The sequence below is a fragment of the Geodermatophilus sp. SYSU D00708 genome, assembly GCF_054050115.1.
Genome location: NZ_JBJGYS010000009.1, coordinates 29195 through 50284 on the forward strand (window position 1 = coordinate 29195; position 21090 = coordinate 50284).

12 protein-coding genes and 1 pseudogene are annotated in these 21090 nt (G+C 68.5%); 5 read left to right on the forward strand and 8 right to left on the reverse strand.

Annotated elements, in window-relative coordinates; genetic code table 11:
* Positions 1-5: 5 nt before the first annotated feature.
* Both ACI79D_RS09820 and ACI79D_RS09825 read left to right on the forward strand, forming a co-directional pair.
* Entirely contained in the window at positions 6-1706 is a 1701-nt protein-coding gene (locus ACI79D_RS09820) for a site-specific DNA-methyltransferase (RefSeq protein WP_456918188.1), read from the forward strand.
* A complete protein-coding gene (locus ACI79D_RS09825; protein WP_456918189.1) occupies positions 1706-4471 on the forward strand; it encodes a restriction endonuclease in 2766 nt (921 codons plus the stop codon). Before ACI79D_RS09820 ends, ACI79D_RS09825 begins: the two co-directional genes overlap by 1 nt.
* Before the next feature lie 232 nt (positions 4472-4703).
* Here the strand turns inward: ACI79D_RS09825 and ACI79D_RS09830 are convergent.
* Both ACI79D_RS09830 and ACI79D_RS09835 read right to left on the reverse strand, forming a co-directional pair.
* Positions 4704-5608, reverse strand: a pseudogene (locus tag ACI79D_RS09830) (IS5 family transposase).
* Between the two features lie 113 nt (positions 5609-5721).
* The gene (locus tag ACI79D_RS09835) at positions 5722-8862 is read right to left on the reverse strand and encodes a DUF3427 domain-containing protein (protein WP_456918190.1); all 3141 of its coding nucleotides are present in this window, start codon (positions 8860-8862) and stop codon (positions 5722-5724) included.
* A 107-nt stretch (positions 8863-8969) separates the two neighbouring features.
* Here ACI79D_RS09835 and ACI79D_RS09840 point away from each other — a divergent pair, with 107 nt between their 5' ends.
* The 3 genes from ACI79D_RS09840 (at position 8970) to ACI79D_RS09850 (ending at position 13979) form a co-directional block, all read left to right on the forward strand.
* Positions 8970-9860, forward strand: a complete 891-nt coding sequence (locus ACI79D_RS09840; protein WP_456918191.1) for a GIY-YIG nuclease family protein — start codon at positions 8970-8972, stop codon at positions 9858-9860.
* A gap of 262 nt (positions 9861-10122) precedes the next feature.
* Positions 10123-10473: a hypothetical protein gene (locus ACI79D_RS09845; protein ID WP_456918192.1), complete on the forward strand. Its 351-nt coding sequence runs from the start codon at positions 10123-10125 to the stop codon at positions 10471-10473.
* A 257-nt stretch (positions 10474-10730) separates the two neighbouring features.
* A complete protein-coding gene (locus tag ACI79D_RS09850; RefSeq protein ID WP_456918193.1) occupies positions 10731-13979 on the forward strand; it encodes a TM0106 family RecB-like putative nuclease in 3249 nt (1082 codons plus the stop codon).
* Positions 13980-14131: 152 nt separating this feature from the next.
* On the opposite strand, the gene ACI79D_RS09855 is transcribed toward ACI79D_RS09850, so the two are convergent.
* The 6 genes from ACI79D_RS09855 to ACI79D_RS09880 form a co-directional block, all read right to left on the reverse strand.
* Entirely contained in the window at positions 14132-16030 is a 1899-nt protein-coding gene (locus ACI79D_RS09855; RefSeq protein WP_456918194.1) for a hypothetical protein, read from the reverse strand.
* 259 nt (positions 16031-16289) lie between these two features.
* The gene (locus tag ACI79D_RS09860; protein ID WP_456918195.1) at positions 16290-16952 is read right to left on the reverse strand and encodes an HD domain-containing protein; all 663 of its coding nucleotides are present in this window, start codon (positions 16950-16952) and stop codon (positions 16290-16292) included.
* On the reverse strand, positions 16949-18199 hold the full coding sequence (locus ACI79D_RS09865; RefSeq protein ID WP_456918196.1) for a hypothetical protein: 1251 nt from the start codon (positions 18197-18199) through the stop codon (positions 16949-16951). The genes ACI79D_RS09860 and ACI79D_RS09865 overlap by 4 nt, the downstream gene beginning before the upstream one ends.
* A 56-nt stretch (positions 18200-18255) precedes the next feature.
* Positions 18256-18675, reverse strand: a complete 420-nt coding sequence (locus ACI79D_RS09870; RefSeq protein ID WP_456918197.1) for a DUF898 family protein — start codon at positions 18673-18675, stop codon at positions 18256-18258.
* Positions 18676-18769: 94 nt separating this feature from the next.
* On the reverse strand, positions 18770-20176 hold the full coding sequence (locus ACI79D_RS09875) for an ADP-ribosylglycohydrolase family protein (RefSeq protein ID WP_456918198.1): 1407 nt from the start codon (positions 20174-20176) through the stop codon (positions 18770-18772).
* 3 nt (positions 20177-20179) lie between these two features.
* Complete coding sequence (locus ACI79D_RS09880; protein ID WP_456918199.1) at positions 20180-21043, reverse strand: ARPP-1 family domain-containing protein; 864 nt, start codon at positions 21041-21043, stop codon at positions 20180-20182.
* Positions 21044-21090 lie beyond the last annotated feature (47 nt).

Sequence of the window (21090 nt, forward strand, 5' to 3'; positions counted from 1 at the left end):
GCAGCATGACTGACGAGCCTGAGAAGGTCGACCTGGAGACGCCGGACCTGGCCGCGGAGAACCGTGCTGCGCTTGCGGCCTTGTTCCCAGGGGTGCTGGCCGACGGCCTCCTCGACGCGGCCAAGCTCGGCGAGCTGCTGGACATCCCTGTGGCTCAGGCGCCGGACGGCCGAGAGAGGTACGGCCTCCAGTGGGCGAGCAAGCAGGCGGCAGTGCGCTCCCTTCTCACGCCGAGCCGGGGGACCCTCGTGCCCGAGGTCGACAAGTCAATCGGCTTCGACGACGCTAAGAACGTCTTCATCGAGGGCGACAATCTCGAAGTATTGAAGCTGATCCAGAAGGCGTACAACAATAAGATCAAACTAATCTACATCGACCCTCCGTACAACACTGGCACCGATTTCATTTATAGGGACGATTACTCGGATGGCTTACGCGGCTATCTTGGCTACACCGGTCAACTTGACCAAGATGGGAATCGCGTCGCCGCGAACACTGAGATCGGAGGGCGTCGGCACAGCAGGTGGCTTTCCATGATGTACTCACGAATGCTTCTAGCGCGAAACCTCCTGGCCGAGGACGGCGGGATCTTCGTATCCATCGATTTCAACGAGGTCCATAATCTGAGACTTCTTATGGACGAAGTCTTCGGCGAGGACAGTTTTCAGCGCGAGGTAATCTGGCGCATTGGCTGGCTGTCAGGGTATAAGACCATGGCAAACAACTTCATTCGCAATCACGACACGATGCTGTTCTATTCGCGCAGTCCCGAAAAGCTCGGATTCGTAAAGAAGTACATCGAAAACGCCTCCTTCAAGCCGCTCGTAAAGCGTGATAAGAATATGAACGCCAAGCTGGATGAACTCGGGCTATCGAAGACGCAGCAAAACGAGCTCATCGAGTTCATCAATCATGGGAACCGACCGGATCGGTACCCTATCGAGGACACGTGGAACAGTAACGAGTACGACGACCTCAACAGCATTGCGATCGTGTCCTTTTCGGGCGAGAAGATCTCGAAACTCCTCGACGTGGATGAGGAGTACAAGGGTCAAAAGTCAGTCAAGATGCTCCAGCGTGTGATCGAGTCGATGACTACCGGTGACGACATTGTGCTCGATTTCTTCGCCGGCTCGGGCAGCACGGCACATGCTGTCATGCAGCTGAACAGTGAGGACGGCGGGCGAAGGCGCTGCATCAGTGTGAATATTCAGGAGCCGCTTTCGGTTGACTCCGGCGCCCGGGACGCCGGATACGAAACGGTGACCGATCTCGCTGTGGCGCGGATAAAGAAGGTGATGTCCCTAATTCCAGGCGCCAGCAACATGGGCCTGCGAGTGCTCCGGCTAGCGCCAAGCAACTTCCGCGTCGCGACCGAGGGTGACGAGCTGGACTTGGCGGACTCGACGTTGGCCCTGAATGGAACTGACTGGCAATCCATCGCGGCCGAGGTACTTCTCAAGGAGGGAGTGTCGCTCGACCAGCCGTGGGCGCGTCACAAGGCAGCGGGCGCGGAGGTGGTCGTCGCAGACGGTGTCGCCGTTGTGCTCTCGGACGCGGTCGACAGCGCCATGGTGGAAGCGGCACTCAAGCTCGCGCCTCGCGTCGTTGTCTTCATGGAGAATGGATTCGCGGGAGCGGATGCGGTCAAGGCGAATGCGTTCACAAATGCCAAGAACGCTGGCATCACGATGAAGACGGTCTGATGGCAGTGGAGATCAAATTCGAAGCCAACCAGCAGTACCAGCTCGACGCCATCAACAGCGTCGTCGATATCTTCGCTGGACAGGAGGGGTTGTCCCAGGGATTCACGACGACGACCGACTTCGGCGGGTCCAACGGTGGCGCTCTGTTCGAGGAGGTCGTGTTCGGTAACTCGTTGGCACTCCAGGACTCGACCCTCGAGATCAACCTTCGTCGGGTGCAGGACCGTCCGGTTCTGCAAGAGGATGGGTCTGACGTGCCGGCGATCGCGGAAGATCTCCGGACCGAACTAGCGGCCGGATACGGCGCGCTTGACTTCAGTGTCGAGATGGAGACGGGAACGGGTAAGACCTACGTCTACCTACGCACCATCGCGGAGCTGAACAGGAAGTACGGCTACACGAAGTTCGTGATCGTCGTGCCGAGCATCGCGATCCGCGAGGGCGTGCTGTCAAGCCTTCGGCTGCTGAAGGAGCACATCCGCGAGCTCTACGACGGACTCCAGTTCGACTCCTACGTCTGGGACTCGCGCTTTCCGACTCGGGTGCACCAGTTTGCGACCGCATCGCATTTGCAGATCATGGTGATCAACATCGACTCCTTCACCAAGGAGACGAACATCATCAACAAGGTCGATCCCGACCGGCTGAACGGCTATGCCCCGATCGAGTATCTGCGCGCCTGTCACCCAATTGTGATCATGGACGAGCCGCAGAACATGGAGACGCCTGTCCGACAGGAGGCAATCCGCTCTCTGTCACCGCTGTTCAGGCTGCGCTACTCGGCCACACATCGCGACCTCAAGCACCTCGTCTACCGACTGACCCCGGTCGACGCCTATGACTTGCGGCTCGTGAAGCGGATCGGCGTCCTCTCCATCACGAAGGACGAAGACCTCAATGATGCCCACGTCGAGGTCACCAAGATCAACGCCACGCCGGGCAACGTCACGGCGACCGCCAAGATCCACAAGACAAGCCGGCAGGGCACGAAACTAACTCAGGTCACGCTCCGCAAGGACATGGACCTCTACGAGGCGAGCGGCCAGCGCTCGATCTACCAGGGCTGGATGATTGAGGACATTCACACTGGCCAGGACGGGCGGCCTGGCCACGTCGAGTTCAGCAACGGCCGTCGCGTCCGGGAAGGCATCGGCACCGGCAGCGAGACCGAGCAGCACCAGCGTCTCATGATCCGTCAGGCAGTCGAGAGCCACTTCGAAAAGGAGCTGCAACTCAAGCTCCAGCAGCGCCGGGGCATCGTTCCCGCGGCGATCAAGCCTCTGACCCTTTTCTTCATCGACAAGGTCGCCAATTACGCCCCCGAGGAGGGCAAGTTCCGCCAGTGGTTCGAGCAAGAATACGAGTTCATCCGCAGTGATGCGCGGTTCCGCTCGCTCACCATGCCTGACGTCGAAGACGTCCACGACGGCTACTTCGCTACCACGCCTAAGGGCGTGCCGAAGGACATCACGTTCGGTCGCGACACCAAGGACGCCGAGGGCGCGTTCGAGCGGATCATGCAGAACAAGGAGAAGCTGCTCAGCTTCGAGGAGCCGCTGCGCTTCATCTTCAGCCACTCAGCGCTCGTCGAGGGTTGGGATAATCCCAACGTCTTCACGATCTGCAACCTCCAAGACGGCAGGTCGGAGATGCGCAAGCGGCAACAAATCGGCCGAGGTCTTCGGTTGCCGGTCATGGACAACGGAGAGCGGTGCCGTGTGGACGACATCAACATGGTCACTGTCATCGCCTACGAAGAGTTCTCCAAGTTCGCTGGTGACCTCCAAAAGGAGATTGAGGAGGAGACCGGCGTCAGCTTCGCCGGCCGCATCTCCGACCTGAAGAAAGACAAGATCAAGCTGAAGCTCAAGGAGCAGGTCCTCAATGACCCGCTCTTCCAGCAGCTTTGGGACAAGATCTCTCGCAAGACGACGTATCAACTGGAGTTCGAGACCGACGACGTCGTCGCCGAGGCAGTCGAACGCATCAACGCTATGGAGAAACTGGAGCCGATTAAGTTCCGCATCTCCAAGACCGAGGTGGAGATCAAGGTCGACGGCGTTGGTGCCGGCGACTCCCGCGACCGGGGCACCGTTGAGGTGGAGGGTGCCCGCAAGTTGCCTGACGTTGTCGGTGAGCTGAGCCGCCGCGTGCCGTTGTCGCGAGCCACGATCGTGCGCATCCTCACCAAGATCGACAACCTCGACCAGGTGAAGCTCAACCCGGCGGTCTTCATCGACAATGTCGAGGCTGCGATCAACCAGGCGCTCTACAAGGAGGTCGCCAAGGGCATCGTCTACACACCAACGGGCAACGAGCGTTGGTCGGCCGAGTTGTTCAAGACGGCACATCAGGACGAGACGGTCGCAAAGGCCGAGTTCGTCGTGCCGGTCAGCAAGAGCCTGACCGAGCAGGTGGTTTGTGACTCGAAGGTCGAGGTCGCCTTCGCGCAGTACTTGGAGCAGCGCGATGACGTGCCGTTTTTCCTGAAGCTGCCACGCTGGTTCAAGATCGACACTCCGTTGGGCAACTACAACCCGGACTGGGCGTTCATTCGCAAGGGCACCGGAGGCCAGTACTTCTATCTCGTCCGCGAGACCAAAGGCACCGACGTCATCGAGGACCTCCAGTGGGAGACCGAGGGCTGGAAGATCAAGTTCGGTGAGGCGCACTTCAATGCGCTGAAGGTTGACTACTTCTTCCATAAGGACCCGAAGGTCCTCATCGAGGTATCACCCGATTACACAGCGCACGGAGGCGTCTGATCCATGTCCGCTGAAGTCTTGGACCTCAAGGCTCCGCCCCTGACGCCCCGTGAACTCTTTGAGGGGAACGTCCACTACGAGATCCCGCCGTACCAACGCCCGTACGTGTGGGACGCGGATCGGCAATGGCACCGCTGTGGGCGGATGTCTCGCGCGTCGCCGAGAATGTCGCGCTCGCGATCGAGACCGGTCGCGAACCGAAGATTCCGCACCACTCCCTTGGCGGAGTCGTCTAGGGCCTGTTTGATAAGTCGCGGAGATAGATGTTGATGTTGGTGATCTCGACGGTCGCGTCGTAGCGGACGGCGAGCTTGTCGTACCGGGTGGCGAAGGCGCGGTTCTGCTTGTGCCGGTTGATGCCGCACTCCACGGCGTGCCGCTGCTTGTAGCGGTCCCGGTCGAACGCCGGTGGTCGGCCGCCGGCCGAGCCCTTCGCCCGGCGGTGGGCCAGCTGGTCGGTCTTGTTCGGGATGGTCGCCGGGATGCCGCGTCGGCGCAGGTAGGCGCGGTTGCCGCGGCTGGAGTAGGCCCGATCGGCCAGTACTCGGTCCGGCCGGGTCCGGGGCCGTCCCCGCCCGGCAGGTCGGGGTACCCGGATCCGGCCGAGGACCACGGTGAACTGCAGGCTGTCGGCGGCCTGCCCGGGCGTGAGCACCGTGGCCAGCGGCCGGCCTCGACGGCCAGGTGCACCTTGGTCGTCAGGCCACCACGGGACCGGCCCAGCGCATGGTCGGCCGGCTCACCGACCGGCGGCTGGGCCTGCTCCTCGGAGTGACGGCGGGCACCGGCGGCGTGCTGATGGGCCCGGTTGACCGTGGAGTCCACCGACACCGTCCAGTCGATCAACCCGACCGCGTCGGCCAGCGCCTGCAGCGCGGTCTCAATCGCTGCCCACCGGCCGGCCAGCTGCCAGGCGCGGAACAGGCCGTAGACGCACTGCCAGGTGCCGTAACGCTCGGGCACGTCCCGCCACGGGCACCCGGTGCGGGTGCGGAAGCGGATGCCGTTGATCAGCTGCCGCAAGGTCCAACGACGAGGTCGGCCCGTCCCTGACTTGCCCGGGAGCAGTGCCGCCAGGATCAGCCACTGCTCGTCGGTCAGGTCGTGGCGGGCACCGGCCGGTAGGGTGCCGTCCACGAGGTCTCCGTGGTGAGGGTCTTCTTGGTCGTTGATCCCTCTACCGGAGACCTCGCCTACTTCCCGGCACCAACACGCCCTATCGGCGCGCCGAGCTACTTCTCAAACACGGCCTAGGCGACCTTGGCGGCGTGGAAGACGTCGGCTGGCAGCGCGTGCTCTAGTCGCCAGAGGATCCGCATGGGGCGCTCGCCGGAGTGGGAGACGTAGGACATCGGCCCGGCGTAGAGGTACGGCGGCGTCCCGAGGGTTCCGTCCGCCGTCTTCGTCTCGCGGACGAAGAGATGCACGGACGTGCCGATCTCCCTGTGCTGGATGTACCGCTGGCCGGTCGGTGACTTCTCCGCCGTGGAGTTTTGCGACTCCCACTGGAAGAGCGTGGGAGAGATCGCGTGGTCGGCGTACATCGTGGTGGGGGAGAAGTGTGCCTCGGTCTTCACCAGCGTCACGAAGAAGACGTCGGCCTGGTCGCCGGGCACCCAGCGCACGCCCGACCCCCATGTCCCGTTGAGGTCCTTCAAGCCGAACGCGGCCAACGCCTCGTCGCGGCTGTACCGGGCGTGCACGTGCAGCGGACGGTCTCCGGTGACCTCGAGTGCCGGGGTGACCCGATGGATACGTTCGTGCAGAACACCGCTCAACTCGACGAGCTCCTCAGCCCGGCCGCGGTTCGCCAGCAACCGCCGAAGGCTGTCCTCCACGCTGCTGAACGGCGTCCGTGAGCCCCAGAGGGAGAAGTGCAGCATCGCGGCCAGGCGATGGGTCCGCTCGGAACCGTTGATCCGGGCATCGGCGGTGGCTGCACCCAGCAGCTCGCGCACCGCTCGCAGCCGCTCCAGGTCGTCAATGTGCAGCATGCGGCCGAAGGCCCCGCGTAGCGTCGCGTCGTCCGGACCCGGAGCCGGAGCCGGAGCCGAAGCCGGAGCCGAATCATCCCAGCCGGCGGCTCGCTTGAGGTCCAGCCAGCTTCGGCCATTGCCCCGGTAGAGGTCCTCGAGTTCGACCCCGGTCTCTTCCAGGAAGTCGGCGAGCGCAGGCGTCTGCGCGCCAGCGGCCTCGGCGACCAGTCCCTTCCACGAGACATTGAGCGACTGCTTGATGTTGTCGAGGACGATCCGCTGCGCCACTCGGTCCAGTTCGATGTGGCAGCCGGCCGGCAGCGTGGGGAAGCCCTGCTCTACGACGCGCTGCAGGCCGCGCCGTGAGGTGCCGGTCAGTGCACGGAAGCGGAGGTCGAAGCGGAACTCCTTGCGCTGCGCGCCGATGAAGTCGAGGACGGTTAAGCAGGCCTTGTCCTCCGACAAGCGCAGCCCGCGGCCCAGTTGCTGCAGGAAGACGGTCGCGCTCTCGGTCGGCCGCAGGAAGAGCACGGTGTCGACTGCCGGGACGTCGAGGCCCTCGTTGAACAGGTCGACCGCGAAGAGGACGTTCACCATGCGATCCCGGAGGGCGGTCAGCGCCGCCGCCCGTTCCTCACGGGACGTCGTCGAGGTGACCGCCAAGCTCGGGATGCCCGCAGCGCTGAAGCGCTCAGCCATGTACTGGGCGTGCTGGATGCTCACGCAGAAGCCCAGTGCGCGCATCTGCCGTGGGTCCGCCACCTTGTCGTGGACCGCCTGCAGGACCAGCCGGACGCGCTTGTCGTTGCCGGTGTAGACGTTGGTCAGCTCGCCGACGTCATACCCTCGGCCGCGCCGCCACCGCAGCTGGTCGAGCGCCACGTCGTCGTGGATGCCGAAGTACTGGAACGGCGCGAGCAGCCCCTGCTCCAGCGCCTCCCACAGCCGCAGTTCGACCGCCGTCCGGCCGCCGAACCAGCGCCGGACGTCGGCACCGTCGGTGCGCTCCGGCGTCGCCGTCAGGCCCAGCAGGACCTTCGGCTGCAGGTGCTCCAACAGTCGGCGGTAGGTGGCCGCCTCGGCGTGGTGGAACTCGTCGACGATCACCATGTCGAAGTGGCTCGGGTCGAGCTGAGCCAGGTCGAGTTGGGTCAGCGACTGCACCGACCCGAAGACGTGCCGCCACTCGCGAGGCCGCTGCCCGCCGACGAAGAGCTCGCCGAAGTCCCCCTGGCGGAGCACGTGCCGGAACGTCGACAGGCTCTGGACCAGCAGCTCCTCGCGGTGGGCGATGAACAGCACCCGCTCGACGGTTCCCGCCGTGCGCAGCCGCCGGTAGTCGAGGGCGGAGACGACGGTCTTCCCGGTGCCGGTCGCCATCACGACGAGGTTGCGCCAGCGGTGGTGGACCTCACGCTCGGCGTGGAGCTCGTCGAGGATCTCCTGCTGGTACCCGAACGGGCGGACGTCTAGCGTCGCAATTTCGATGGGCAGGTCGCTCGGGCCGCCGCGCTCCGCAGCGATGGCCTGGCGCAGCCGTTCGCCGTCCCGGCTCGGCTCGTAGGTCTCGAACGACGGGTCCGCCCAGTAGCTGTCGAACGTCTCGGCGAACGTCGCCAGGAGGTGGGACTGCTCGACGTTGGACAGCCGCACGTTCCACTCGAGGCCGTCGATGAGCGCCGTGCGGGAGAGGTTCGAGCTGCCGACGTAGGCCGTCGACATGCCGGTGTCCCGGTGGAACAGCCACGCCTTGGCGTGCAGCCGCGTCGTCCGCGTCTCGTAGGAGACCCTGACCTCGGCGCCGAGTTCGACGAGCCGGTCGAGGGCGCGCTGGTCGGTCGCGCCCATGTAGGTGGTGGTGATGACGCGCAGCCGGACACCACGCTCCAGGAGGTCGGTGAGAGCGTCTTCCAGGACGCGCAGCCCGTGCCATTTGATGAAGGCGCACAGCAGGTCGACCCGGTCGGCGGACGCCAGTTCCCGGGTGACCTCGTAGCCGATCCGCGGCTGACCCCGACCGTTGACCAGCAGTGCGCTCGTGGAGAGTGGAACCGCCGGTCGCTCAGGGAACGACGTGGGACCGAAGACGCCGCTCGGCGGGGCGATCGCGAGGAGGGTGCGGGCCGGATCCGCGACGGCGTCGTCCATGTCGGCCACGTCCGGGGCCAAGTCGCCGATGGCCGCGACGATGCGATTCGCCAACTCGACCTGTCGGCTGATGGCTGATGCGTCGCTTCCGCCGGCGGCCCGCAGTGCCCGGCTAGCGAGCTCGGTGATGTGGCGGGTCAGGGAGTCGTGCGCATCCGCCGGGTCGAGCGTGCCGAGCTCGATCAGGTCGGGAGCCGTCGCAGCCAGGTCCCTATCCAGCCGACCAGTGAGCACGCGCTCGTAGACACCGGGGGGCAGCCGTTCCACTCAGATGACGGTAGACACGTCCTTCGCGACGCGTGGTAGCGACAGGCCGAACTGAGCGATGGTCGTGTGCTTCCATCCAGGACGTGCCACTCGAGACGCCGCGAGGTGTGTCCATCCGCATCTACCTCGTCGACGGCAAACCACAGGGGCTTCGTGTGGTCGATCGTGCGGGCTGGACCGGGACCTGCCTTGCCTTCGCCCGAGCCGACTACGGGGAGGCTCGTCTGCGGGAAGAGATGCGGCGCTCTGGCGCCTACGTGCTGACCGGCCCGGAGGAGAACGGCAAGCGCCCCACCCGCGTCTACGTGGGTGAGGGAGATGAAGTCCGCAGTCGACTTGACAGCCACCACCGCGAGAAGGACTTCTGGACTCACGGGTACGTGCTGACCACCAAGGACGACTCCCTGAACAAGGCACATGTGCGATACCTCGAGGCGCGCCTGCTGCACCTCGCGGCCGAGGCGGATGCGGCGGTCCGCGAGAACGGCACCTTGCCCCCCGTTCCGCGCCTTGGAGAGTCTGAGGAAGCGGACCTGGAGTGGTACCTCGACACTGCGCTGACGCTGCTGCCACTCGTTGGCGTCACGCTGTTCGACGTCGTCAAGGACCGGCCCGTGCCTGTTGGCGGGGTGACTGACGGGAACGACGAGTCCCCGCTCGAAGGGACTGAGTACTTCCTCAGAGCCGATCTGACTGAAGCCACCGGACGGGATGACTCACGTGGGTTCGCTGTACTGACCGGGGCCTTGGGTCGAGCGGAGACCAAGGTCATGACGTCGAGCTACAAGGACAAGCGGAACCGCCTGATCATGGAGGGGGTACTGGCCTCTCACGGAGACCGACAGTTGCGGCTCACCAAGACGTATGTCTTCGACAGCCCCTCTCAGGCTGCCAGCGTGCTGTCCGGTGGAAGCAAGAACGGGCGCGACGCCTGGCGAGACGCGCAGGGGCGATCGCTGAAGCAGAACCAGGAGCGTGTGACTGGCAGTCCAGGTTGAGGTGGCTTCTCTGCCGCGCGCCATCGTGGCCTGGCCTCGTCGGTGGTAGCGGCGACGCGTAGAGCGTGTCCCGCGTCTTAGGCGAGCGCATCGTTTCTAGGGTGTTGCGGTGCGCCGACTCGTTCTCCCGCTGGCAGTCGTCGTAACGCTCGTGGCTGGTTGTTCTTCGTCGGTCACCGGGACTGCGGCTCCGAGGGGCAGTAGCTGGCCGGGATCAGTCGAGTTGCATCGAGTTGAGGTCGGGCATGCGCCCCAGTTCCCCATGACTCTGCGGGGTTGGGCGATCCGTGACGCCTGGTCTGACACGCCTCGGGCCTTTACGGAACAGGTCACCGCAGTCTCGGGATCCGACTATGAGTCATTCCCGGCCACGATGAGCGGCTGTGATCAGCAGCGCTTCCTCGTGCGCTGGCGTGTGGTCTCAACCGGCGTGGACGTGCACGCCTACTCCCTTGATGTCCTGGGCGACGTGACGGTGGAAGCGACCGGTCGCAGCGGCTGGATGGACCTCGACGGTTGTTCGACGCCAGGATTCGAATTTGCAGCTTCGGACTCGGGTAGCAATCTCACGGATGTCGCGGTGGAGGTCCAGCAGTGGTGGGCGACGCCCTGAGAAATTCGCGATGAACCGATCCTCCCTCACCTCTCCACAGTCAGGGCTCTCCCACTTGCAATAGGTGGCCGAGTGGCAGTCGGGGCAACTGTCGTGTCGAGCCGCGCAGGTCTCTATTTGGTCGCCCGGTCGGCGCGGGAAGTTCCGGGACGGGGCCGTCCGTGACAGCCTCCCCGAGGTTCAAGAAGCTCCACCACGGGGGAACGTTGCCGCACTCATCCCTGCCCGCCGTCATCCGTCCGACGGACGGCTGAGCCGTGTACCGCCTCGACGGACGGCTGGTCCTCAGCCCCAGTGACCTGACCCGGCACCAGGAGTGCCACCACCTCACCGCGCTCAACCTCGCGGTGGCCGGCGGCACTCTGCAGCCGCTCGCCGAGGGCGTCAGTGACCAGACGGTGCTCGTCGCCGACCTCGGCATCGCCCACGAGCTCCGCTACCTGGAGTCGCTGGAGGAGCAGGGCCTCGAGGTCGTCCGCCTCCATCAGAGCCGCAGCGAGGCAGCCACGTGGGAGGCGATGCGTGCCGGCGCCGACGTCATCCACCAGGCGACGCTGTTCGACGGGACCTGGGGCGGCCAGGCCGACTTCCTCCTGAAGACGACCACGCCGTCCGACCTCGGCGATTGGTCCTACGAGGTCGCCGACGCCAAGCTCGCCCGCCGCATCAAGGTGCCGGCGCTGCTGCAGATGGCCACATATGCCGACCGGCTGGCCACCCTCCAGGGCCGCACGCCCGAGCGCATCTGCGTGGTCACCGGAGACGGCGAGTCCCGGCCGTGGCGGCTGGTCGACGTCGCCGCCTACGCCCGCCGGGCCCGCACCCGGCTCGAGGGCTTCGTCGCCGACGTCCCGGCCACCGGGCCCGTGCCCATCGCGTACTGCGGCCAGTGCACGTGGAAGGCGCGGTGCGAGGACGAGCTGCGCACCGGCGACGACCTCAGCCTCGTCGCCGGCATGCGCCGCGACCAGCGCGCCGCCCTCATCGGCGTCGGCGTCACCACGCTCGAGCAGCTCGCGAACGCCACAGACGACGTCCTCAAGGCCACCGGCATCACCGGAGGCACCCGCGACCGGCTGCGCGACCAGGCCCGGGAACAGCTCCGCGGCCGCGAGGCCGGAGCCCCGACCCGCACCCTGCTCACACCGCAACAGGCCCAGGGGCTGCTGAGGCTCCCCGCGCCCAGGCCCGGCGACCTCTACCTCGACTTCGAGGGCGACCCGCTCTCCGGCGACGGCAAGGGGCTGGAGTACCTCGCCGGCCTCGGCGACCGGCAGGGCCGCTTCACCGCCCTCTGGGCGCACGACGCCGCCGAGGAACGCCGCATGGTCGAGGAGCTGATCGACCGGGTCATCGAGAGCTGGCAACAAGACCCCGGCATGCACGTCTACCACTACGCCGCCTACGAGGTCAGCGCGCTCAAGCGGCTCACCGGCCGGTACGGCGTCCGCGAGGCCGAGCTCGACCAGCTGCTGCGCGCCGAGCGGTTCGTCGACCTCTATCCCGTCGTCCGCCAGTCGATGCGGATCAGCAAGGAGTCCTACTCGATCAAGAAGGTCGAGGCCTTCTACGGGCGCGAGCACACCGGCGACGTCGCCGACGCGATGTCCAGCGTCGTCGAGTACGAGAAGTGGCTGATCGACCGCGACCCGGCCCGCCTGCAGGCCATCCACGACTACAACCGGGACGACGTCGACTCCACCCGCGAGCTGCACGACTGGCTGGAGACCCAGCGGGCCGAGCTGGAGGCGGAGCACGGCGAGCTGCCGCGTCCGCTCCTGCCGGAGGTCGTCGCGCCGGCGCCGCGGTCGGACGCCGAGGTCGCGGAGCTGGCGCTGGTCGAGCAGCTGCAGGACCGTGGCCACGACCTGCTCGGCGACCTGGTGCAGTGGCACCGCCGCGAGGCCCGGCCCGGCTGGTGGGAGTTCTTCAGCCGCGGCGACCTGGAGGACGAGCAGCTCGTCGAGGACCGCACCGCGCTGGGCGGTCTCTCCGGCGGGGTCGAGATCGGCACCGAGAAGCGCAGCAAGCTCTACGCGTTCACGTTCCCGCCGCAGGACGCCAAGCTCGCCGTCGGCAAGCCGGCCTTCGACGTCGACACCCGCGCGCGCATCGGCGAGGTGCGCGAGCTCGACGCCGTCGGCGGACGCGTCGTGGTCAAGAGCGCCAAGCCGCCGGCGCCGTCCCGCGGGCTCGGCCCGGAGGGGCCGCTCGACGACAAGGCCATGCGGGCGGCCATCGTCGCCACCGCGGACGACGTCCTCGCCGGCCAGCCGTGCCTCGGACAGGCGCTGCTCGACCGCGTCGTCCCGGCCGACTGCCGGCGGCTGCCGGGGGAGGAGGCCGGGGACGCCGTCGTCCGGCTCGGGCTGGCGCTGGACGGGCAGGTGCTCGCCGTGCAGGGGCCGCCCGGGAGCGGGAAGACGCGGGCGGCGTCGCGGCTGATCCGCGCCCTGCTCGACGCCGGCAAGAAGGTCGGCGTCACGGCGCAGTCCCACGCGGTGATCGGCAACGTGCTCTCCGCCGTGGGCCGGCCGGCGCTGCAGAAGTGCGAGGAGCACCAGGCCTGCGGGGCGGACGGTGTCGAGTGGTCGAAGGACGCCGCCGACGTGGCCTCCCGGCTGCTCGACGGGTCGGCATCGCTGGTCGGCGGGACGTCGTGGTTCTGGACCCGGCCGGAGCTGGCCGAGGCGGTCGACGTGCTGGTGATCGACGAGGCGGGGCAGTTCTCGCTGGCCAACGCGGTCGCCGTCGCGCGTGCCGGGAAGTCGCTGGTGCTGCTCGGCGACCCGCAGCAGCTGGCGCAGCCGACGCAGGCGGTGCACCCGGGGGAGTCGGGGCTCTCGGTGCTGGAGCACCTGCTCGACGGGCACCCGACCGTGCCGGAGGACCGCGGTGTCTTCCTCGACCGGACCTACCGGATGCACCCGGCGCTGACCGCGTTCGTCTCCGACCTGGCGTACGAGGGGCGGCTGGAGTCGGCGGCCGACCGAGAGCGGATCGCGGTGGACGGCTGGACCAGCGGCCTGGCCGTCCGGTTCGTCGAGCACTCCCGGGCGGCCGCGGCGGCTTCGGACGACGAGGCCCGTGCGGTGGCCGAGTTGTGGCGCTCGCTGCAGGGGGTCGGCTGGGTCGACGCGGCGGGGGAGCGGTCGGTCATCGGCGCGGACGACGTGCTGGTGGTCGCGCCGTACAACAACCAGGTCGCCCGCATCCGCGGCCTGCTGCCCGACGGCGCGCGGGTCGGCACCGTGGACAAGTTCCAGGGCCAGGAGGCGCCGGTCGTCGTCTACTCGATGACGTCGACGTCGGCCGAGGACGCCCCGCGCGGGGTCTCGTTCCTCTACGACCTGCACCGGCTCAACGTGGCGGTCTCGCGCGCCAAGGCGCTGGCCGTCGTCGTGATGAGCGAGCAACTGCTGGACGCCGCCGTCCGGACGCCGGAGCAGCTGCGCCAGGTCAACGCCCTCTGCCGGCTCGTCGAGATGGCGACCGCGGTCCACTGAGCGGAGGGCTCAAGTCGCCGTCGTCGAGACCTCCGACCCACCTGCTCGGGTGCTCGGCGCTCGAGGCGACGTGATGCGGCCCTCGACAGCTTCGGCTCAGGTGGCCGACCGTTGGTCGAAGTTGGTGAGCCCGCGCCGGACGGGTGCGGACCTCAGGTCGCGGCACCGGCTCTAGCCAGCTCGTCCTTGGTTCGGTCGTGCGCTTCGGTGACCTCGGTCTTGTACTGCGCCAGGGCCTCATGTGCCCGGGCGAGCTCCGCGGTCCTGGCCTGCTCCAGAGTGGCGACAGTCCCGGCGCGCGCTGTGAGGATGGCGTCGACCATGCGGCGGTTTCCCTCCACCGCGGTGACGCGGAGGCGGTTGCTCGCCGCGATCACCGTGGAGAGGTGGGCCTCCGCCAACGCGACACCGTTGGGGGCGGCGAGGATGACGTCGAAGAAGTCGCTCGTGCGGTCTTCGGACAGTAGACAGGCGCGCGCAGCCTCGTCCGCTTGCCGTTGCCAGTTCGCCGCTGCGTCCTGACTGGCGCGCAAGCGCCGTCGGCTGGAGCGTCGCTCGAGACTGCCACGGAGCTCGAGTCTCCGAGTGAGGTCCTCGACAGCGCGGCGTACGGCGACCTCTGCCTCGGCCAGGATCGACCGCAACTCAGCAGCGTTCAGTGAGGTGACGTCGCGATGTTCGGCCGCAAGTCGGGTCAACAGGTCGTCGTAGGCGACTCGTGCGGCCGCGCGCTGACACTGAAACCGCGCTGACATCTGCTGCTCCTCTCGGTGCAATCGGTCGGCGGAGGCGGCTCGTTCGTCCGCGACTGCCTGCTCGAGTCGTCCGAGGGCTGTCTTCAGCCGGTCCTGCGCGTCCCGCAGCGGCTGCAGCTTGACGTTGGTCGTTATCTGACTGCCGACCATGGCACCGCCCAAGGCTCCGATAGCCATGCCGATCAGCGTCCCGAGCCCCATGGTGGCACCGAGAGTGGCGGCGTCCACTGCCGCCCCGACCTTGGCTCCAGCTGCACCGCCCAGCATGCCGCCGCCGCCCTTGCCTGCCGCGTCGAGGGCGACGTTCTTCAGGGCGCGCTGGATGTCGGTCTTGCCGCCGAAGAACAGCGCCCCTTCCTTGTAGCCGCTCCGAACCGCAGCCGCGAGGAAGCTAAGGCCCGGAACGTGGTCGGTTGCGTCCACCCAGGAAGGGTCCGCAGCGTTCTCCGCCAGCGCCTGAGCGTGCTCGATCCCGGACAGAGTCAGTGACTGGTCAACGATCACGACGTGGTCGCCCACCAGCTCCGCCGCGTCGAAGGTAGTGCTGCCGTCGAAAACCAGCGCGTCCGCAGGGAGGTTCCCGGCATCCCCATTGAGGACGAGCGGGACGTCGGGGTACTGGGCGAAGTGCTGATCGATCGCACTCGCCGCGTCCTGAGTGACCTTGACGTTGACAGGGTGGCCGTCAACGCTCAGATCCCAGCCGGGATTGTTGCTGGGGCCGAACTCCGTTTTCCCGCCAGAGGGCCACGTCACGTCGTAGCCGGCTTCGCTGAAGTGGCGGTGGACCTCGTGCTCGCCGACCGTCCCCCGCAACTTGATGCTCATGAGTTGGTACTGGCGTGCGTCCTGCAGGCTGCGGAAGTCGGCCAGCCCGTCCACCTGCTGACCCGAGAGCTGCCGTAGGGCACCGAGGACCGAGTCGTCGAGGCGCAGGACGTCAACGAGAGTCTCACCGCTGCCGTACAGGAGCGCCATGGCCTCCGGGGTGGCGGCGAAGGCGGCGTCGTGGGTGCTGGTCCTTCTCCGGCGGCTGCTGCGACCACCGAAGAGCCCCCTCCTTCGCCTGGCGGATGTGGCCTCGGCGTCCGCCACAGGGTTGAGAACGTGGCCGTCCGCGAAGCTCAGCTCCATCGGCGCTAGTTCTCGCACTAGTCGCTCACGCGCCATCTCGGAGAAGCGGCCCCGGACGACGCGGAAGGTCGGCACGCCGAACGCCGCCTCCCGGCGACGTAGCGCGAAGAGGGAGACCGTTAGGGCGACCAGGACACAGCTGGCGACGGCGAGCCAGAGCACAACAGTCCCTCCAAGGGCACGAGTTCGTCCCGGGACTTGTCGGCCGCGGCCGTTCTGACCTTGAGCCGATCAATCACTTTGGGTGGCTGGCGTGGGCGGCGTTCCGACCGGCGACCTGCGGCTGCCCGCGTCCCGTTCGGGGTCGTCGTGCCCGGAGCTGCAGGACGGTCGATGAGTCCCCGGAACGTGTGCGGCATAGCCGGCTCCCTCATTGAGGAGTGGGCTTTGTGCGCTCCTGTACGGACCCGGCTCAGCCGGTTCAGCCCGGCATCTCGACAGGGACGTCCGCGCGCTCAGCTCCGGCGGCGGTCAGCAGTTCGTCGACCGCTCGGTGCAGGGCCTCGGCGATCGAACTGCCCGTCAGCCGCTCGGCCACGACGCGCTCGACGCTCGTGTAGTACCAGAGCAGTTCGTCGTGGCTCGCATTGAATGTGGACCAGAAGTCCTGCCCGTACCGGCGGACGTCGGCGGCGATGCAGAGCCCGTTGTGCGTCTTGTCGGCCGCGGTCACGAGCAGGGCATCGAGCGGCTTGTCGGCGAGGCCGGCCACGTAGGGGCGCTTCCGCTCGGCCCACGTCCCGCTGCGGTTGCCGTCGGCGTCCAGGCCGTCCGAGCAGGCCCGCACGATGTCGGCGACAGCTTCGCCGAACTTCGCCCCGATCTCGGCCAGCACTGCGCCGCCGGTTCCGGGCGGCGCGTCCTCGACCGCGTCGTGCAGCAGCGCGGCGATCGCCTGGTCCTCGCTGCCGCCGTGCTCCATCACCAGCGCGCTGACGCTCATCAGGTGCGTCATGTACGGCACCCGCGAGCCCTTGCGCAGCTGCTCGCGGTGGTGCCGCGCGGCGTACACCAGCGCGTTGTCGAAGCGCTCGCTCAGCGGTCCGGACCCCATCGAGCGGCGGTCCTCCAGGGTCGTGGTCACGCGTTCTCCTCTCCTCTCAGGACGGCGGCGACGATCGAGTCGACGTCCGCCGGCACGGTCGTCGTCCGGGACGCCGCCCGCATCGCGGCCCACTGGCTCCACTCGGAGTCGTCCTTGGCGGCCCAGCCGGGGTCGGGCGCCCAGCAGCGGTCGACCTCGACCGCGGCCGAGTCGGCCGTGCGGGTCACGGTCGCCGAGTCCTCGCCGCCCAGGCGCAGCTCGAGCACCTCGCGGCCGGTCGACCGAGTGAGCGAGCTGTGCACGACGCCGGGGACGGCACCCAGGACCGAGAGCAGCAGCTCGTCCGACCCGACCCGGTCGCCGCTCGCGCCGATCCAACGCAGCCGCACGTGGGTCGTCCCGCCGCGTTGCTCCTGCGACACGACTTTGTACTGGCCGCCGGTCACCAGCTCCCGCTCCTCGGCCTTGACGCCAGACACGACCCACGCCGGCACGGCCGGGAACGGCCCGACCAGCTCGAACAGGAACCGGGTGCCGAAACTGTCGGCCACCTCGCGGTTCAGCGACACGCCCCAGAGCGGCATCTCGATCCGACCGGTGCGCAGCTGCCGCTCGATCTGCGGGTCCTCGTCCGGCTTAGACGTGATGCCCCGTCCGGCGAACCCGCGGAGCGGCAGCCCGACCTCGGTGTTCCAGCCGTCGGCGTCCCTGTGTGGTGCCGCGTTGACTGCCCGCAGCAGGCGGACGCCGGCTTCGAGGAGCTCGCGGGACGCCCGAGCCTCCTTCTCGTACCCGGTGATGAACCCGGCGCGGAAGTAGTGGCGGACGCCGGTCAGCACGCGCGCCGCACCGCGGATCGGCGAGGACCCGACGTTCTGACCGCCCTGCCAGAGGGCGCATGCCGCAGCGAGGTCCTCGGCCGGGACGGCCGGTTGCCGGGCCGGACGGGCCCACTCGGCCGACCGTGCCTGGTCCTTCCGCAGCACGGCCACGGCCTCCTCGACCTCGCGGACGACGAGCTCGACGGCCTCGTTCGTCGACGTCGCCGTCGCGACCGTCGTGCCCTTCGCCCCGACCGACGTGAAGCCGTCGTCCGGTGCGGGCAGGTGCACTGTGCCGTCGGCGCGCAGGTCGACCCACTGCGTGAAGTAGGTCAGCGGGTGGCGGCTGCTGACGGTCACGTGCACGGCGCCGTCACCGGCGACCTCTACCCGGACGGCGACGTCCTCGTCGTGGTGCTGCATGACGCGCGCGGTCACCCGCTGCCGGACGTCCTCGAGGTCCACGGATCTCCTTCCTGACGCCGGGTGGGGAGGTGCTGCCTCCCCACCCGGCGGGTGACTCAGTGCTGGCCGTACGGGGCCGGCGCGTAGCCGGGCATCGGCAGGCCGCCGGCCTGCTGCGCGGGGATGGCCTGGCGGACGTCGGTCAGCGGCAGCGGGGTGCGGCTGCGGTCGAAGTCGGTGTGCTCCCACTTCCACTGCGTGATCCGCGGACCGACCCAGAGCAGGTAGATGCCGAGCGTGATGACGCTGAGCAAGAACCACTTGATCCAGTTGCCGAACAGTCCGACGGCCGAGCCGGTGAAGACCAGCGGGAAGCCGTCGATGTAGCTGTGCTTGGCCCGCCAGCGCTGCGTCAGGACCAGCGCGAACGGGTAGCAGATGCCGACCGTGCACACGGTGATGAGGACGCCGAGGAGGGCGGTCCCCACGTAGGTGGCCGCACCGCCGTCGAAGCGGAACCTGCCGGACTTGGACATGACGTACCCCCGTGGAGAGACGGTGATGGACCCCACGTCCATCGGCAGGACGACGCCTCAACGGAACGGGCTCGTCCCGGTCGCCCCGCTGACCTCAGCGGGCTCGTTCGAGCCGCTCGAGCGCGGCGGTGAAGCTGTCGTTCCACAGACCGAGGTGCTCCCACCGGCCGGCGACGTAGCCGGTCGCCTCGGCGACGGACATCCCGCTCTGGCGCACCAGCCAGCCGCGCAGCACCAGGCCGGTGCGGGAGGCGCCGCCGTGGCAGTGCACGAGCAGCCGGTGCCCCTCGGCGCGCAGCGCGGCCATGTCGTCGAGGACGTCGGCCAGGACGGCGTCCAGGTCGTGGTTGTGGTCGTTGTCGGCGATGTAGGCCATCCGGTGCGTCCGGTGGGGGAACGGCTCGCCGAGCCGGCACAGCGAGATGACGGCGAAGTCCTCCTCGCTGTACCGGGCGCCGTCGAGGTTGCCGGCCCAGATGCCGGGGCCCTCCTCGTCGGCCGGGATGACCTCGCGCGGACCGATCCGCGGGATGACACCGGGGTCGTACGGTCCGCCGTCCTTGCCGTCGAGCGCGGCCGCCAGCTCCTGCAGGGCGGCCAACCGCCACACCCTCTCGCCGTGACCGGGCACAGTCCCGTGCACCACCGAGGACCACCGCGCCGGTATCCCGCCCATGCCGTACACCGCCCCGGCCAGTCCGCCGGCGACCGCGGCCACTGTGTCGGTGTCGCCGCCCAGGTCGATGACCAGCCGCATGACCTCGGCGAAGTCCCGCCCGTGCCGGAGCGCCCACACCGCCTGGCCGAGCGTCGGCCACACCGCGCCGTTGGACTCGGTGGCGTCGTCGGGCGTCCAGTCCGGCGCGAGCACGGTGGCCCACCGGTCGCGGTGCTCGGCGGCCACCGCCTCCAGCGCCGAGGGGATCGCGGCCAGCGGGTCGCCACCGTCGAGCGCCACTCGGATGAGCTCGTGGAAGACCGCGCAGCCCTCGCCGGCGGACGGGTCGCCGTGGGTCAGCGCGGAGATCCGGCGGGCGGCGTCCATCGTCGCTTCGCGGTCCTCGCGGGCGAACCGGATCGCCGCCGGCGTCGTCCGCATCAGCGACCCGTTGCCGGCGGCGCGCCACGAGCGGCGGTAGTGCTCGGCTGCGGCGACGTCCCACGGCCGCCCCGAGCCGAGCACCTCCCGCGTCTGGATGCCGACGTCCTTCGGGTCGGCCGCTGCCCAGGCACGGAACTGGTCGAACAGGTCGCCCTCGTCCAGGTCGCCGCGCTCGACGAGCGACGTCGCGACGAGCAGCGCCATCTGCGTGTCGTCGGTGAACTCGCCCGGTTCCCACGGACCGCCGCCGCACATCTCGGTCTGCGAGCCGCGGGCCGGCCCGGGGAATCGGGCGGTGAACCGGCCGGGCGGGCCGAACTCGAACGGGGCGCCGAGCGCGTCGCCGACGGCCGAGCCGACCAGCGCGCCGGCGACGCGGGAGGAGCGGTGGAGCGTCATGGATCAGGCCTCCTGCAGGGGGTGGGTCAGGTCGACGGCGGTCAGGTGGACGGTGCGGTCGTGCCAGGTGACGGCGTCCAGCCGCACCCGGCCGCCACCACGGGAGCGGCGACCGAGGCCGGCCGGTCCGTCGAGGGTGAGCCAGGTCTTCTCCACCCGCTCGGCGAAGCCGCGGGCGAGGGCGGCGGGCGTGCGGAGCTCCGGACGGCCGAGGGCGTCGAGCGCGGCGGCCTGCAGCAGCCCCGACCAGTGCGCCTTCAGCGTGCGGGCGGAGTCGAACAGCTCCAGCCACGCGGGCCGGCCGGCGACGCCGACGAGCAGTCCGCGCTGCCCGGCGAGCGGGCGCAGTCCGCGGGTGAGGTCCCGCGCCCTGGGAGCCGCTCGGTCGAGGCGCTCGGCCAGCGAGTCGGTGGCCGACGGGCCGGCGACGGCCTCGTAGCGGCTCACCCGCCGCCACACCTCGGCCTGCGCGTCGAGCCGGGGGAGGACGGCGAACGGCACGCGGCGGGCCTGCCGCCGGTGGACGACGTCCCCGTGCCAGCGGCCCTGCTCGACGCAGACGACCGGCAGCACGGTCGGCCGGTCCGGCGGGAGGAGGGTCGTCGCGGTGAGTGCGCGGTGCTGCCAGCCGCCCTCGAGCAGCTCCCCGGCCAGCAGGAGCACCGGCCGGTCGGCCCGGTTGATGACGACGAGCTGGTCGACGGCGGGGGAACCAGCCCGCTCCTGGACGTCGACGGGCGCCTGCGCCCCGGTCAGGTAGTCGGGCGCCACCGAGGGCGCGTCGGTCCAGACGGGGAAGACCGTGAGCGGTCCGCGGTGCGTGCCCTGTCCGACGTGCAGCCGGACGCCGATGTCCGCCACGGTCATCACCCTCTCCGGGTTTGCGCATCTTTGCGCCAACTCCAGGTTAGACG